Origin of the sequence: Aquihabitans sp. McL0605 (assembly GCF_049993875.1) — a bacterium.
Lineage (GTDB): Bacteria > Actinomycetota > Acidimicrobiia > Acidimicrobiales > Iamiaceae > Aquihabitans.
Window position 1 is genome coordinate 1006740 of sequence record NZ_CP188252.1, and the last position, 14759, is coordinate 1021498.

15 protein-coding genes are annotated in these 14759 nt (G+C 71.9%); 10 read left to right on the forward strand and 5 right to left on the reverse strand.

Annotated features, from left to right (window positions below; translation table 11 throughout):
- Positions 1-77: 77 nt before the first annotated feature.
- The 4 genes from ACPPVX_RS04540 to ACPPVX_RS04555 all read left to right on the forward strand — a co-directional run bounded on the left by ACPPVX_RS04540 (position 78) and on the right by ACPPVX_RS04555 (position 4613).
- A complete protein-coding gene (locus ACPPVX_RS04540) occupies positions 78-1184 on the forward strand; it encodes a Zn-dependent alcohol dehydrogenase (RefSeq protein ID WP_426573703.1) in 1107 nt (368 codons plus the stop codon).
- Positions 1181-1795 carry a TetR/AcrR family transcriptional regulator gene (locus ACPPVX_RS04545; RefSeq protein WP_426573704.1) on the forward strand — a complete coding sequence of 205 codons (615 nt, stop codon included), beginning with the start codon at positions 1181-1183 and terminating at the stop codon, positions 1793-1795. The genes ACPPVX_RS04540 and ACPPVX_RS04545 overlap by 4 nt, the downstream gene beginning before the upstream one ends.
- Positions 1796-1992: 197 nt before the next feature.
- On the forward strand, positions 1993-3675 hold the full coding sequence (locus tag ACPPVX_RS04550; RefSeq protein ID WP_426573705.1) for a DUF885 domain-containing protein: 1683 nt from the start codon (positions 1993-1995) through the stop codon (positions 3673-3675).
- Entirely contained in the window at positions 3672-4613 is a 942-nt protein-coding gene (locus ACPPVX_RS04555) for a hypothetical protein (RefSeq protein ID WP_426573706.1), read from the forward strand. Before ACPPVX_RS04550 ends, ACPPVX_RS04555 begins: the two co-directional genes overlap by 4 nt.
- A 117-nt stretch (positions 4614-4730) precedes the next feature.
- Here the strand turns inward: ACPPVX_RS04555 and ACPPVX_RS04560 are convergent, their stop codons facing one another.
- Positions 4731-5441: an acetoacetate decarboxylase family protein gene (locus ACPPVX_RS04560; RefSeq protein WP_426573707.1), complete on the reverse strand. Its 711-nt coding sequence runs from the start codon at positions 5439-5441 to the stop codon at positions 4731-4733.
- Positions 5442-5579: 138 nt separating this feature from the next.
- Here ACPPVX_RS04560 and ACPPVX_RS04565 point away from each other — a divergent pair, with 138 nt between their 5' ends.
- A complete protein-coding gene (locus ACPPVX_RS04565; RefSeq protein WP_426573708.1) occupies positions 5580-6800 on the forward strand; it encodes a cytochrome P450 in 1221 nt (406 codons plus the stop codon).
- A complete protein-coding gene (locus ACPPVX_RS04570; protein ID WP_426573709.1) occupies positions 6800-6994 on the forward strand; it encodes a ferredoxin in 195 nt (64 codons plus the stop codon). The genes ACPPVX_RS04565 and ACPPVX_RS04570 overlap by 1 nt, the downstream gene beginning before the upstream one ends.
- 63 nt (positions 6995-7057) lie before the next feature.
- On the opposite strand, the gene ACPPVX_RS04575 is transcribed toward ACPPVX_RS04570, so the two are convergent.
- The 3 genes from ACPPVX_RS04575 to ACPPVX_RS04585 all read right to left on the reverse strand — a co-directional run bounded on the left by ACPPVX_RS04575 (position 7058) and on the right by ACPPVX_RS04585 (position 9769).
- Positions 7058-7891: an LCCL domain-containing protein gene (locus ACPPVX_RS04575; protein ID WP_426573710.1), complete on the reverse strand. Its 834-nt coding sequence runs from the start codon at positions 7889-7891 to the stop codon at positions 7058-7060.
- 50 nt (positions 7892-7941) lie between these two features.
- Positions 7942-8493, reverse strand: coding sequence for an NAD(P)H-dependent oxidoreductase (locus ACPPVX_RS04580; RefSeq protein ID WP_426573711.1), 552 nt, complete (start codon positions 8491-8493; stop codon positions 7942-7944).
- A gap of 106 nt (positions 8494-8599) precedes the next feature.
- The gene (locus tag ACPPVX_RS04585) at positions 8600-9769 is read right to left on the reverse strand and encodes an LLM class flavin-dependent oxidoreductase (RefSeq protein WP_426573712.1); all 1170 of its coding nucleotides are present in this window, start codon (positions 9767-9769) and stop codon (positions 8600-8602) included.
- Between the two features lie 233 nt (positions 9770-10002).
- On the opposite strand from ACPPVX_RS04585, the gene ACPPVX_RS04590 reads away from it, so the two are divergent.
- From ACPPVX_RS04590 to ACPPVX_RS04605, 4 genes are read left to right on the forward strand one after another with little or no spacing between them, the layout of a single operon-like run.
- Positions 10003-11085, forward strand: a complete 1083-nt coding sequence (locus ACPPVX_RS04590) for an ABC transporter substrate-binding protein (RefSeq protein WP_426573713.1) — start codon at positions 10003-10005, stop codon at positions 11083-11085.
- On the forward strand, positions 11082-12029 hold the full coding sequence (locus ACPPVX_RS04595; protein ID WP_426573714.1) for an ABC transporter permease: 948 nt from the start codon (positions 11082-11084) through the stop codon (positions 12027-12029). Before ACPPVX_RS04590 ends, ACPPVX_RS04595 begins: the two co-directional genes overlap by 4 nt.
- On the forward strand, positions 12026-12835 hold the full coding sequence (locus ACPPVX_RS04600; RefSeq protein ID WP_426573715.1) for an ABC transporter ATP-binding protein: 810 nt from the start codon (positions 12026-12028) through the stop codon (positions 12833-12835). The genes ACPPVX_RS04595 and ACPPVX_RS04600 overlap by 4 nt, the downstream gene beginning before the upstream one ends.
- Entirely contained in the window at positions 12832-13713 is an 882-nt protein-coding gene (locus tag ACPPVX_RS04605; protein WP_426573716.1) for a TauD/TfdA dioxygenase family protein, read from the forward strand. The genes ACPPVX_RS04600 and ACPPVX_RS04605 overlap by 4 nt, the downstream gene beginning before the upstream one ends.
- Positions 13714-13749: 36 nt before the next feature.
- Here ACPPVX_RS04605 and ACPPVX_RS04610 read toward each other — a convergent pair whose 3' ends face one another.
- Entirely contained in the window at positions 13750-14727 is a 978-nt protein-coding gene (locus ACPPVX_RS04610) for a TauD/TfdA dioxygenase family protein (RefSeq protein ID WP_426573717.1), read from the reverse strand.
- Between the last annotated feature and the right edge of the window lie 32 nt (positions 14728-14759).

Consider the following 14759-nt stretch of genomic DNA (forward strand, 5'->3'; position numbering starts at 1 on the left):
GCCCCGTCGGCAGAGACTTGACCGGGCGGTCAAGGTATCGTCGGCACCCGACCGAAGATCTCGCGAAGGGGACCCCCATGAAGGCACCAGTGCTCACCGCCTACGACACGCCGCTCGAGATGCGCGACGACATCGAGGTGGCCGCCCCGGCCGCCGGTGAGGTCAAGATCAAGATCGTCGCCTCCGGCGTCTGCCACTCCGACCTGTCGGTCATGAACGGCACCATCCCGCTGCCCACCCCCATCGTGCTGGGCCACGAGGGCGCAGGCATCGTCGAGGAGATCGGCGAAGGGGTCACCACCGTGGCCGTCGGCGACCACGTCGTGCTGTCGTTCGTGCCGGCCTGCGGCGAGTGCTACCAGTGCCGCCACCAGCAGGCGTACCTGTGCGAGAAGTCGGCGGCCCAGGCCGCGGCCGGCCTCCTCGACGGCACCACCCGCCTCACCAGCGGCGGCGCCCCGCTCCACCAGATGGCCTGCCTCGGCACCTACGGGCCCTACGCCATCGTCCCCGCCATCTCCACGGTGAAGATCCCCGACGACGTACCGCTCGACATCGCTGCGCTCATCGGCTGCGGTGTGCTCACCGGCGTGGGCGCGGCGCTCAACACGGCCAACATCGTCCCCGGCGACACCGTCGCCGTGATCGGCTGCGGCGGCGTCGGCCTCAACGTCATCCAGGGCGCCAAGATCGCCGGAGCCACCACGATCATCGCCATCGACATGCTCGACTCGAAGCTCGAGATGGCCAAGGAGTTCGGCGCCACCCACACGGTCAACGCCTCCGAGGGAGACCCGGTCGCGGCAGCCATGGCCGTCAACGGCCGCGGGGCCGACGTGGCCTTCGAGGTGATCGGCCTCGGCGCCACCATGGAGCAGGCCATCAACACCGCCCGCCCCGGCGGCGAGGTCGTGCTGGTCGGCGTGCCCCGCATGGACGTCATGCTCAACCTGAACGCCGCCTTCACCTGGCTCTACCTCGCCAAGACCATCAAGGGCTGCTGGTACGGATCGTCCAACGTGTACCAGGACGTCCCCAAGCTGCTCGACCTCTGGCGCAACGGCGACCTCAAGCTCAAGGAGCTCATCTCCAAGGAGATCGACAACGAGCACGTCAACGAGGCCTTCGAGGACATGAAGGCCGGCACGGTCGCCCGCTCGGTGATCGTGCACGATCACGGATGACGGACACGAGCGACCGAGCGGTCACCACCCGGCTCCCCGCCGCTGAGCGGCGCGAGCAGCTCCTCCAGGTCGCGCTGGAGACCTTTGCGGCCAAGGGCTTCCACGAGACGTCGATGAACGAGGTGGCCGAGGCCGCCGGCGTCACCAAGCCCGTGCTGTACCAGCACTTCGCGTCGAAGAAGGCGCTCTACAACGAGCTGGTCGACGAGATGGGCGCTCGCCTCGAGCGCACCATCTTCGACGCCGCCGCGGTGGCCGAAGGGCCGCGCCAGCAGGTCGAGGCCGGGTTCCGGGCCTACTTCCGGTGGGCCATCGGCCAGGGCTCCGCGTTCCGCGTGCTGTTCAGCGACCGCAACCGCGCCGACGTCGAGCTGGCGGGCGCGGTGGCGCGGGTCGAGTCGGTGGTGGCCGACCGGGTGGCCTCGCTCATCGACATCCCCGGCCTCAGCGACGACGAGCGGCACGTCCTGGCGTTCGGGGTGGTCGGCATCGCCGAATCGACCAGCCGCCACTGGCTCCAGCTCGGGCTCGGCTCGGGCACCGATGCCGACGAGTTCGCCGACAAGGTGGCTCGCCTCGCGTGGTCGGGCCTGCGCGGCATCACGCCCTAGATCGGTGCGCCGGCGGGCACCGGTGACCGCCGCTGGGTTTGGGGATCGGCGCGGCGGGTACCGGATCGCATGCTGTACACACTGATCGTCATCATCGCCGCCATCATCCTCGCCGTCATCGTGCTGAACGTCGTCCGGAGCGGTGGCCGCCACGTCTGAGCCGAACGGGGGCGGCGGCATCGGCCACCATGGACCCCATGTCCGACTCCCCCGTGCTTCGAGATGTCGCCGACCGCTACTGGGAGGCGCGGCTCGAAGCGAGCCCCCTGTTCGCCACGTTCCTCGGTGACCACCGCTACGACGACCGAGTCGATGACCTCTCCGCCGAGGGCGAAGCGCGGCAGCGGGCCACGTGGCTCGGCTTCCTCGCCGAGGCCGAGGCGATCCCCGCCGACGGCCTCGACGAGACCGATCGGGTCACCCGCCAGCTCCTGATCGAGGAGATCGGCGATGCCGTCACCGGCATCGACGCCCGGCTCATCGAGCTGGCCTCGGATCAGATGCAGGGCATCCACGCCGAGCTCCTCACCATGGCCGGCCAGCTGCGCGCCGCCGAGCCCGAGCACGCCGCCCTGGCCGTCCTCCGGGTCCGAGCCATGGGCACCATGCTCGACCAGGCCGCCGACCGCTACCGGGCCGGCCTGGCCGTCGGGCGCACCCCGGCCCGCACGTGCATCGACCGCTCGATCAACCAGATCGACGGCTACCTGAGCTCCCCGCTCGACGCCGACCCGTTCGCCAACCTCGCCGGCCCCGCCGACTGGGACGGCGAGGCGGCGTGGCGGACCGAGCTCGCCGCCGCGGTGTCCGAGCACCTCCGTCCTGCCTTCGACCGCTACCGCAGGGTCCTGGCCGACGAGCTGGCGCCCGCGGCCCGACCCGACGACCAGCCGGGCCTGTGCTGGCTCCCCGAGGGCAACCAGCTCTACCGCCAGCTCATCCGCCTCCACACCGGGCTCGACCTCACGCCCGAGGAGCTCCACGCGATCGGCATGGAGCAGGTCACCGAGCAGCTGCCCGCCCAGTACCGCGAGATCGGCGCCCGCGCGTTCGGCACCGACGACCTGGCCGAGATCTTCGACCACCTCCTGAACGACCAGGACCTCCGCTACGCCGACGCCGACCAGATCCTCGACGACGCCCGCCGCAACCTCGATGCCGCCACCGCGGCGATGGGCGACTGGTTCGGGATCCTGCCGCAGGCGCCCTGCGTGCTGACGCCCATCCCCGACTTCCTCGCCGCCGACGCGCCCGCTGCGTACTACACGCCCCCCGCGCCCGACGGCAGCCGGCCCGGCGAGTACCACGTCAACCTCCACGACCCCACCGGCCGCGGCCGGGGCGAGACCGCGTCGATCGCGTTCCACGAGGCCATCCCCGGCCACCACCTCCAGCTCGCCATCGCAAGCGAGCAGACCGAGCTCCCCGCGTTCCGGCGCCTCTCGTGGGGCCACACCGCGTACGTCGAGGGCTGGGCCCTCTACACCGAGCGGCTCGCCGAGGAGATGGGCCTGTACGCCACCGACATCGACCGGCTCGGGATGCTGGCGAGCGACTCGTGGCGGGCCTGCCGCCTCGTCGTCGACACCGGTCTGCACGCCCTGCGCTGGACCCGCCAGCAGGCCATCGACTTCATGGTGGAGCACGCGCCCGTGAGCCGCGACGAGATCGTCACCGAGATCGACCGCTACATCGGCATGCCCGGCCAGGCGCTCGCCTACAAGGTCGGCCAGCGCGAGATCCTCCGCCTGCGGGCCGACGCCGAGGCCCGGTTGGGCGATGCGTTCACCCTCCCCGGGTTCCACGACGTGGTGCTGTCAGCCGCCACCGTCAGCCTCGCCGTGCTCGCCGAGCGCGTCGACGCCTGGACCGGCGCGTGACCGCACCCTCCACCCGGCGGCTCCTCGCGCTCACGGCCACCCTCGTGGTCGGCGCGCTCGGGGTGCTGGCGGGCCTGGTGGCCCCCGCGGGCGCGTCGAGCGGCTCGGCGTCCGCGCACTCGGTCCGCTCGTTCCCGCCCGACCGGCCGACGCGGGTCCTGATCGTCGGCGATTCGGTCATGCTCGGCGCCGCCCCCCAGGACACCGCCCACCTCCCGGGCCGCGACGTCACGGTCGACGCCATGGTGAACCGCAGCACCCACCAGGCCGCCGACGTGGTCGCCCAGCACGGCACCGACTGGGACGTGGTCGTCGTGCTGATCGGGCACAACGACGGCGGCAGCCCCGGCGTGTACCAGCCGGCGATGCGCCAGATCCTCGACGAGGTGAAGGGCGTCCCGCGGGTGGTGTTCCTCACCATCCACGAGGCCCGGCCGTACTACGCCGACGTCAACCGCTTCCTCGCCACCCTCCCGGCGCAGTACCCCAACCTCCGCATCGGCGATTGGAACGCGATCGCCAACCAGCACCCGGACGCGATGTCGTCGGACGGGCTGCACCTCAACGGCCAGGGCGCCGACCTGATGGCCACGCTGGTGGCCGACCAGGTGGCCCAGGCCGAGCGGGAGCTGGGCCCCAAGCCCACCACCACGACCGCGGCGCCGACCACCACCACCACGACCCCGCCCACCACCACGACCGACCCGCCGACGACCACGACGACGAAGCCGGTGGCGACCACCACCGCCGTGCTGGAGGCAGCCGTGGCCGATGCGCCTGCGCCCGCCGCCCCCCGACCGCCCCCCGTCGACGACGGCAGCCCGCCCGCGGTGGCCTGGGTGGCGGTGGCCGCCGCCGTCGTGGTGATGGTGGCGTACCTGCTGGTCGCCCGCTCCCGCCGCCGCGCCCTGCGGCACAGCGCCGACACCGCCGGCTGACCGCGCCGCCCGGATCGGGTGGCGTGCAGCCGGTCAGCCGGTCGGGTTGTTCAGGACCATCGGTGCGCTGGACCGCCCGGGGCTCGCAACCGGTCCGGTGCTCGAGCCGGGGACCGCCTAGATCGGGTGGCCGAGCTGGAAGGTGGCGGTGAGGTGGGTGCCCCAGGAGCCGAAGTCGGGCCGGGCGGGCAGGCCGAGGGTGCTCAGCTCCGAGGCGAGGAGGCCCCCGCCGAGCTCGATCTCGACGGTGCCCACGTCGATGGCCCCCGAGCCCATGTCCATCGACAGGGGGGTCTCGTGGGGCTCGCCGTCGAGGTACGAGTAGCTCCCGGTCTCGACGCGGGTGGCCTCGCCGGTCTCGCGGGGCTCGGTGAAGGACAGGGCGAACTCGGTGCGCCCGTCGACGTCGATCCCGAAGCGGATGCGGCCGTCCCGGTTCGACACGGTCAGGTCGTTCACCGTCTTGGGGAAGCCCATGACCTGGTTGCCGGCCTTGCAGGTGAACTCCTGGTCGACCGGCATCCGGTACACGAACGACCCCAGCACCTCGTCGCCCGCGCCCTTCGGCCGGGCCAGGAACCCGAGGTTGATCTCGAGGTAGTCGCCCCACGGGTTCTCGTGGTAGTCGCAGAACGCCACCACCAGCTGCGCCACCCCTTCGACCATCTCGATGACCTCGAAGTCGGCGCCCGGCAGCAGCGCCTGCGCGGCGGCCGCGGGCACGGAGAACACGAAGGTGGCGGCGTCGAAGTCGGTCACCTCCATGGGGAAGGTGATCGTCTGGCCGTCGATGTCGCCCCACACCGTGGGTTCCATGGTCTCGCTCACTGCTCGCTCCTCGCTCGGGTCGCACCAGTGAAGCACCGCCGGCCGAGGTCGTCCGTCACATGGGTCGAGCGGCGACGCGATAACGACTATTATCGAAGGTGTCGGCCCGGACGAACCAGGCCTCCAGGGGAACCCAACATGACCGATCTGCAGCAGCCCACGCGTGACTGGGCCATCGACTTCGACCACACCTCCGACGACTACGCCCAGGCAGCCCCGGAGATCTGGGACGACCTGCGGGGTCGGTGCCCGGTCGCCCACGGCGAGGCCCACGGCGGCGTGTGGATGCCCACCCGCCACGACGACATCTCCGCCATCGCCAACGACACCGAGAGCTTCAGCTCCGAGGGCGTGATCGTCAGCATCTTCAAGCCCCAGGGCCTGGCCCCCATGGGCTACGCCCCGCCCATCACCGCCGACCCCCCGTTCCACCACGACTCCCGCCGCATCTTGCTTCCGGCGTTCGCCCCGAAGGCCATCGACAAGCTGGAGGAGGCCACGCGGGAGACCTGCCGCGAGCTCCTCGACGAGCTCCTGGCATCGGGGGCCACCATGGCCGACGCCGCGGTCCAGTACGCACAGCACATCCCCGTCCGGGTGATCGCCCACATGCTCGGCGTCCCCCGCGAAGACGGCGACCGGTTCCGCCTCTTCATCCACCGCATCATCGAGAAGCCGGGCGAGTACTCGGGCACGGTGTCGCCCGAGGACACGCTGATCTACTACATCGAGCAGACGCTCAAGGCCCGGCGCGACCAGCCGCCCCAAGACGACCTGATCGGCTACCTCATGTCGATCGAGGTCGACGGCGAGCCGCTGCCCGACGCCCAGATCTTCGGCACGATCGGTCTGCTGATCATCGCCGGCATCGACACCACCTGGTCGGCCATCGGCGCCAGCCTCTGGCACCTCGCCCAGCACCCCGACGACCGCCGGCGCCTGATCGACGACCCCGAGGTCCTGCCCTTCGCCATCGAGGAGTTCCTCCGGTTCTACGCGCCGGTCACCATGGCCCGCATCGCCGCCACCGACACCGAGATCGGCGGCTGCCCCGTGGCCGAGCGCGACTGGGTCCTGCTCCCCTTCCCGTCCGCCAACCGAGACCCCGAAGCGTTCGACGACGCCGACGAGTTCGTGATCGACCGCCAGCGCAACCGGCACGTGGCCTTCGGCCTCGGCATCCACCGCTGCGTCGGGTCCAACCTGGCCCGCATGGAGCTCACCGTCGCCGTCGACGAGTGGATGAAGCGGATCCCGGACTTCGAGCTCTCCGATCCGGCTACGGTCCGCTGGTCGACGGGCCAGGTGCGCGGCCCGCGCGAACTGCCCGTCCGCATCCTTCGCACCGTGGAGGCCTGATGCACATCGTCTTCGATCGCGACAAGTGCCAGGGGCACGGCCGCTGCTACGCCCTGGCCGGCGAGCTCTTCGACGCCGACGACGAGGGCTACGCCGTCGTCCTGGTGTCCGGCGAGCTCACCGACGACCAGGTGGCCACCGCCCAGCTCGCCGCCGACAACTGCCCCGAGTACGCGATCACCGTCGAGGCCTGACCGGCCCGAGGGTGGGCCCGCCGCCTGGCCCCGAGGCCGAGCGGACGGACCCGGCGCCCCGGATCAGTTCTGGGGCTGGTCGTCGGGGAACGTGTAGCTCAGCGCGAACGATCCGTAGCTGTTCGACGTGATCCCGTGCGCCGTGGTGCCCTCGTAGGAGTCCGCACCCGCCGTCACCTTGATCCGGACGCCACCGCCGGCGGCCTGGGTGATGAGGCCCTGGTGCACCGCCGCGGTGCAGATCGACGAGTCGGCGGTGTAGGTGTCGGTGCCCCACACCGAGCCGAGCTCGCCGGCCTTCGAGCACACCACGTCCCGGGTGTCGCCCTCCGCGAGCTGGAGCGACTGGGCCGTCACGGACCAGGTGGCGGTCGAGGCCTCGAACGTGCCGCTGCCGGGAGGGGCATCGGGGAAGGTGAAGCTGCCGTCCCACGAGGCGTACGCCACGGAGGTCACGTCGTTGGCGGTCCCCGCGTCGTAGCTGTCCTGGCCGGCTGCGATCTCGATGGTGACCTTGCCGCCCTCGTCGAACGTGATGAGGCCGACCTGCACCCCCGCGGTGCACACCGACGAGTCGTCGGTGTAGGTCTCGGTGCCCCAGATGGTGTTGGCCTCGCCGCCCGCCGGGCAGTCGAAGTCGAAGGTCTGGCCGTCCTTGCCGCGGTACTGCTTGGCGTCCGCCGCCCACGGGTCGCTGGCACCGCCTCCCCCGTCGGCGGCGGTGGTGGTGGCGGCCGCGGTGGTGGTCGTGACGGCGGCCTTCGCAGCGGTGGTGGTGGTCGAGGAGTCGTCGCCGCCCGACTTGCCGCACCCGGCCAGGAGCATGGCGGCCGCAGCGCCGAGCACCGCCAGCCGCACGAAGGGACGGGCACGACCGGGTTCGGGGTGGTTCAGCATGGGCGGGAGCCTATGCCTCGCACCTGCGAGGTTTGGGTGATCTCCCCTGGTCAGCGAGGTGCCAACGCGGCCGCCAGCGCCACGGCCTCGTCGACGGCGCGCCTCGCCGCAGCCCGGACGGCCTCGGCGATCGTGCCGTCATCGGCGAGGTCGGCGCGGGTGGCGTAGATGCCGGTGGGCGTGGTCCAGCCGTCGAGCGAGGCCACCAGCGGCCGCAGCCCGTGGTCGATCGCCAGGCGGTGGTCGGCCCCGTACCCGGTCGCGATGGGGATGACCACGCTGCCGGCGAGGGCGCCCTGGGGCTGCAGGTCGAAGATGGTCTTGGTGAGCGCGGTGTAGGTGGCCCGGTACACCGGGGTGGCCACCACGAGGATCTGGGCGTCGGCCACCGCAGCGACCGCCTCGTCGACCCCCGGGTCCGAGCCCAGGGCCAGCAGGGCAGCCGGATCGAGCTCGGCGAGGTCGACGAACCGGGCGCCGCCGGATCGCCCGTCCTCGAGGAGGCCGACGACGTGCTCGGCGAGCGTGCGGCTGCGCGACGGGTGCGACGGACTCCCGTTCACGACGACGGTTCGCAACGGGGACGCTGGTGCTCCGGTCATGCGGTGATCCTTGCGCGCGTCCCCGCCAGCCCTCGAACTTCCTGTGCGAACCGTTGCCCGGCAACGGCAGCTACAGGAAGTTCGCCGGGGGGCGGGGCGACGGCCATCAGCTGGCCGAGGTGAGCGAGCCCGCGGGGGCCGACCGACCGGTGCGCGGGTCGGCAGCGAGCGGCCCGGCGCTCGGGATGGGGAGCCCCGGCTCGGCCGCGATGCCCGCGGCGCGCAGCTTCGGGATGACGCCCTCGCCGAACCAGTACGCCTCCTCGAGGTGGGGCTGGCCCGAGAGGATGACGTGGTCGAAGCCGATCTCGTGGTACTCGGCGAGGCGCTCGGCCACCTCCTCGTGGCTGCCGACCAGGGCCGTCCCGGCTCCCCCGCGCACCAGGCCGAAGCCGGCCCACAGGTTGGGCGCGATGAGCAGGTCGTTGCGGTCGCCGCCGTGGAGGGCCGTCATGCGGGCCTGGCCGATCGAGTCGCTCTGGCCGGCCACCAGCTCCTGGGCCCGGGCGATGACGTCGTCGGGCATGTTCTCCAGGAGGCGCTCCGCCTCGGTCCACGCCGCCTTCGAGGTGTCGCGGGTGATGGTGTGGAGGCGGATCCCGAACTTCACCTCGCGCCCCAGCGCCTCGGCCTGGGCCCGCACCTTGGCGATCTCGGCGGCAGCCGAGGCGGGCGGCTCGCCCCACATCAGCCAGACGTCGGCGTGCCGGGCCGCCACCCTCGTTCCGGCGTCGGAGGAGCCGCCGAAGAAGATGGCCGGCTGCGGATCCGGCGCCTTGGCCACCATGGCGTTCTCGACCTGGTAGTGCTCGCCGGTGAAGTCGAACGGCTTCCCGCCCCACGCCCCCTTCAGCACGGTGAGGAACTCGTCGCACCGGTCGTAGCGGCGGTCGTGGTCGAGGTGGTCGCCGAAGCGGCGCTGCTCGACGGCGCTGCCGCCGGTGACCACGTTGAGCAGGAGCCGGCCCCCGCTGAGGCGCTGGAAGGTGGCGGCCTGCTGCGCGGCGAGCGTGGGCGAGATGAGCCCGGGCCGGAACGCCACCAGGAACCGGAGCCGCGTGGTCTCGCGGATCAGGGCCGCGGTGCTGAGCCAGGCGTCCTCGCAGAAGGTGCCGGTGGGCGTGAGGACGGCGTCGAACCCGACGCGCTCGGCCACGCGGGCCACCTGCGCCAGGTAGTCGACATCCGGCTCGCGCCGGGACACGGTGGGGCCGAACCCCACCACGTCGCGGCTGTCGCCGGCGGTGGGGAGGAACCAGTGGAGGTCGAGCGGCATGGCAGTGCTCCGAGTCGAGGGGCCTATTCCTAGTATTTCTATCGGTTTGAACAGTTGAACCACCACCCGAGGGCCTTACCAGGGAGAACCGCAGGTCACGAGGGCTGTCCGGTCGCCGGTGAACCGTTGGGGCCAGCGCCCGACGGCGCCACCGTGTGACACCTGGCGCTTGCGTTCCGGTCTTGGTCCCGATAAAACCCGACCAATCCCATCGTGAATAGAGAGATAGTTCCTTGCACCGCCCCCTTCCCCTCGCCCGCCCCTCCCGCTCTGCCTCCGCGCTGCTCCTCGTGGGTGCGCTCGCCATAGGCCTCCTCAGCGCCTGCAGCAGCTCCGACGCCTCGACCCGCGCTGACGCGGGGACCGACGACCCCACCACCACGGCTGCCCAGGTGACCGTGCCCGCCACCATCCCCGCCGGGACCACGCTGCACATCGGCGACCAGCTCGACTACCTCAAGACGGTGCTCGAGGTGTCCGGGCAGGACCAGGGCCTCGACTACAAGGTCGACTACGCCTCGTTCGTGGGCGGGCCACCGATGCTGCAGGCGTTCAAGGGCGGATCCGTCGACGCCGGCTTCGTGGCCAGCACGCCGCTCATCTTCGCCCAGGCCTCTGGGCAGGACATCACGGCGGTGGCGGGCTGGGCCCCCGAGAAGGGACTCGGCGGCGTCATCAGCGTCGACGGCTCCGTCAAGAGCTGGGCCGACCTGAAGGGCAAGAAGGTGGCCTACCAGCGAGGCACCTCGGCCGAGGCCGCCGTGCTTGGTGGCCTCGACGAGGCCGGGCTGACCCTCGACGACATCACCACGGTCGACGTGCCGATCACGCAGATCAACGCCACCCTCGCCGGCGGCTCTGCCGATGCTGGCGTGACCACCGAGCCGCTCATCAGCCTGTTCCTGGCCGACCACCCCAAGGCCACGGTGGGCATCAGCCCCAGCGCCATCACCGACCGGGCATCGTTCCTCATCGCCGCCCAGGCCACGCTCGACGACGCCGGCAAGACCGCCGCCCTCGCCGACTACACCGGGCGCCTGGTCAAGGCGTTCCAGTACCTCAACGACCACAAGGCCGCCCTGGCCACCGCGGTGTTCGTGAAGCAGTACGGGCTCACGCCGGACCGGGCGACCGAGCTGGTCAACGGCGGCAACGGCGACACCACCTTCTTCCCGCTCCCGGGCAAGGTGCTCGAGCCCCAGCAGCAGCTGGCCGACCAGTTCGTCGCCGCCGGCCAGATCCCGAACAAGATCGACGTGGGGCCGGAGTTCGACGGCCGGTTCAACGACATCGTCGCCGAGGCGCAGGGCTCATGACCGGCACCCTGCGAGACGCGGTGGCCGGCCCGAGCCACCGCCTGGCCCACGCACCCGGAGGCGCGCCCGACCCGGTGCCCCCCACCACCCGCGACCCCGAGCCCGAGCCCAACGGCCGGTACGGCCAGACCGGCGTCGAGCTGGTCGCCCTCCCCACGGGCCGCCGCGACGAGGACGCCCAGCGCCGCTGGGGCATCCCCCGCGGCGTCGAGCGCCTGCTCGGCGTGCTGCTCATCGTCGGTGGCTGGGCGCTGGCCACCAACGTCGGCTGGATCAGCACCAACACCCTGCCCAAGCCGGGCACGGTCATCACCGTGGGCATCGACCTGTGGCGCGACGGCACCCTGCCGGCGGCGCTGTGGGCGTCGATCCAGCGGGTCGGCTGGGGCCTGGCGGTCGGCGTGCCGATCGGCACCGCGCTGGCCCTCGTGGCCGGGCTCTCCCGCTTGGGCGACGACCTGATCGACACCAACATCTCGGCCTTCCGCTTCGTGCCGATCATCGCCCTCCAGCCGCTGCTGGTGGTGTGGCTCGGCGTGGGCGAGACCGTGAAGGTCACGATGATCGTGCTCGGCGTGGCCTTCCCGATCTACATCAACACCACGACGGCCATCAAGAGCCTGAACCCGGGGTACCGGGAGCTGGCCGACGTGGTCGGCCTCTCCAAGCGCCAGCTCATCCGCAAGGTCGTGCTGCCCGGCGCCCTCCCCGGTTTCCTCGTCGGCCTGCGCATGTCGGTGGCGATCGCGTGGCTCCTCCTGGTGTTCGCCGAGACCATCAACGCCACCAGCGGGCTCGGCAAGGTGATGTCGGACGCGTCGCTCTTCGGCCACACCGACGTGCTGATCCTCGGCCTGTTCATCTACGCCACCCTCGGCCTCCTGACCGACGGCGCCGTGCGGCTCGTCGAACGCCGCCTCCTCGATTGGCAGCCGGGCCGATGAGCACCACGAGCGAGGCCCTCACCGCCGACGGCACCGTGGTGTCGATCCGCGTCGTCCGCCGCACCTTCGGCGAGCGCGAGGTGCTGCGCGGCCTCGACCTCGACCTGCGACCTGGGGAGTTCGTGGCCCTGCTCGGGCGCAGCGGCTCGGGCAAGAGCACGCTGCTGCGGGCGCTGGCGGGACTCGATCGCGGGGTCACCGGCGAGATCACCGTCCCGGTCGCCCGGTCGGTCGTGTTCCAGGACCCCCGCCTGCTGCCGTGGGCCAAGGTGCTCGACAACGTCACCCTCGGTCTCGACGGGTCGGGGGCCGATGCCGCCGTCGCCGGGCGCGCCGCGCTGGACGAGGTCGGGCTCGGCGGGCACGAGGGCGACTGGCCCAAGACGCTGTCGGGCGGCGAGGCCCAGCGCGCCGCCCTGGCCCGTGCCCTGGTCCGGTCGCCCAAGCTGCTGCTGCTCGACGAGCCGTTCGGGGCGCTCGACGCCCTGACCCGCATCCGCATGCACGCCCTGGTCCAGCAGCTCCACGCCCGCCACGCGCCCGCGGTCCTGCTGGTCACCCATGACGTCGACGAGGCCGTGCTCCTGGCCGACCGCGTCCTGGTGCTGACCGACGGCCGCTTCTCGCTCGACGCCACCGTCGACGCACCGAGCCCCCGGCTGCGAAGCCACGCCGAGGTCATCGCCCTCCGCTCCCGCCTGCTCGTCGAGCTGGGCGTGGACGAGGCCGCCGAGGGCTCCCACCGCACCCGTTCCGCCGATCCGGCCCCCGCCTCCCACCAACCCCTCCAGGAGATCCAGCCATGACCCTCACCACGCCGCGCGTCGACCTCGACGTGCGCAACCTGTCCGGCACCATCGGCGCGGAGATCCGCGGCGTCGACGTGCGCCACCTCGACGCCGACACCGTCGCCGCCATCCGCCAGGTGTGGATCGAGCGCCGGGTGGTGTTCTTCCCCGGCCAGCACCTCGATCCGGCCGAGCACCTGGCGTTCGCCCGCCTCTTCGGCGAGCCCACCGAAGGGCACCCGGTCATCCCCGGCGTGGCCGGCAACCCCGAGGTCTTCGAGATCGACTACACCGCCGCCGGCCAGCTCTACGCCACCTACGGCGACGTGGCCACCTACGAGCGGGGCGTGGCCTGGCACACCGACGTGACGTTCGTGAAGCGCCCGCCGCTCGGCTCGATCCTGCGGGCCGTGGTGGTCCCGGAGTACGGCGGCGACACGTTGTTCTCCGACCAGATCGCCGCCTTCGCCGGGCTCAGCCCGGCCCTCCAGGGGCTCCTGCGCACGCTCACCGCGGTCCACGACGGCAAGGACCAGTTCCAGGGCATCCTCGACCTCGTGGGCGAAGGCCGGTGGGAGGGCGAGACCTTCACGGCGCTGGAGCCCGTCGAGCACCCCGTCGTGCGCACCCATCCCGAGAGCGGCGAGGAGATCCTCTTCGTGAACCCGGGCTTCACCTCCCGGATCAAGGAGCTCACCCTCAACGAGAGCGATGCCCTGCTCGCCTACCTCTACGCCCACTCGGTGAAGCCCGAGTACACGGTCCGCTACCACTGGGGCGCGGGCGACATCGGCTTCTGGGACAACCGCTCCACCCAGCACGCGGTCACCGGAGACTTCGGCGACGCTCACCGCGTCATCCAGCGCGTCACCCTCCGCGGCGACGAGCCCCGCTGACCCAGGCGGCTGCCTGCGGTTCCGCTGGGACGGCGATCAGTGCGGGCGGTCGCCGACGACGCTGGCGCGCTCCATGATCCGCACGTCGGGCCAGTAGTCGGACGAGGCGTAGTGCTGCACGGCGCGGTTGTCCCAGAAGGCGACGGCGTCGGGGGTCCAGCGGAACCGGCACTGGTACTCCACCTGCGCGGCCTCGCGGCACAGCTGGATCAGCAGGCGGTCGCTCTCGTCCGCCTCGATCCCCACGATGTGGCGGACGAAGAAGTGGTTGACGTAGAGCAGCTTGCGCCCGGTCTCCGGGTGGGTGCGGACCACGGGGTGCTCCACGGGCGGGTACTCGGCGCGCATCTTCTCGCGGGCCTCGTCGTCGAGCGTGCGGCCGAACACCTGGACGAAGTCGTGCACGGCGGTGAGCCCGTCGATCTGCTCCTTCACGTCGTCGTCCAGGCCCTCGTAGGCCGCGTACATGTCGGCGAACAGGGTGTCGCCGCCGGTGGGCGGCACCTGGGTGGCGTGGAGGATGGCCCCCATCGACGGGCACTCGCGCCAGCTCACATCGCTGTGCCAGCCGTTCTCGTACCCGCCCACGTCGGCCGACTTGGCGAAGCGCACCAGCTCGGGGTGCTCGTCGTGACCGGTGATGAAGGGGTGGAGCTCGAGCGGGCCGAACCGGCGGGCGAACGCCACGTGCTCGGCGGGCGTCACGGCCTGGTCGCGGAAGAAGAGGACCTTGTAGTCGCACAGCGCCCGGCGCAGCTCCGCGATCACGGCATCGGAGAGGTCGGCGCGCAGGTCGATGCCGCTGATCTCGGCGCCGATGGTGGCGCTCTGCGGCGCGGCGTCGAAGTGCTCCCAGGTCAGCTCGGCCAGCCGGTGCCGTTCGGCCGCCAGGTGACCGAGTGGGCCGACGGTCACGTCGCGCCCGGGGAAGTGCACCCGCACCGCCTTCATCGGCGCGGCGCCGTAGGGCGCGGCGGTGGTCGACGCCTCGGCCTCGGGGACCGTGGTGCTCATCGGGGATCCGTTGCTGCGGTGCGGGCCATGGG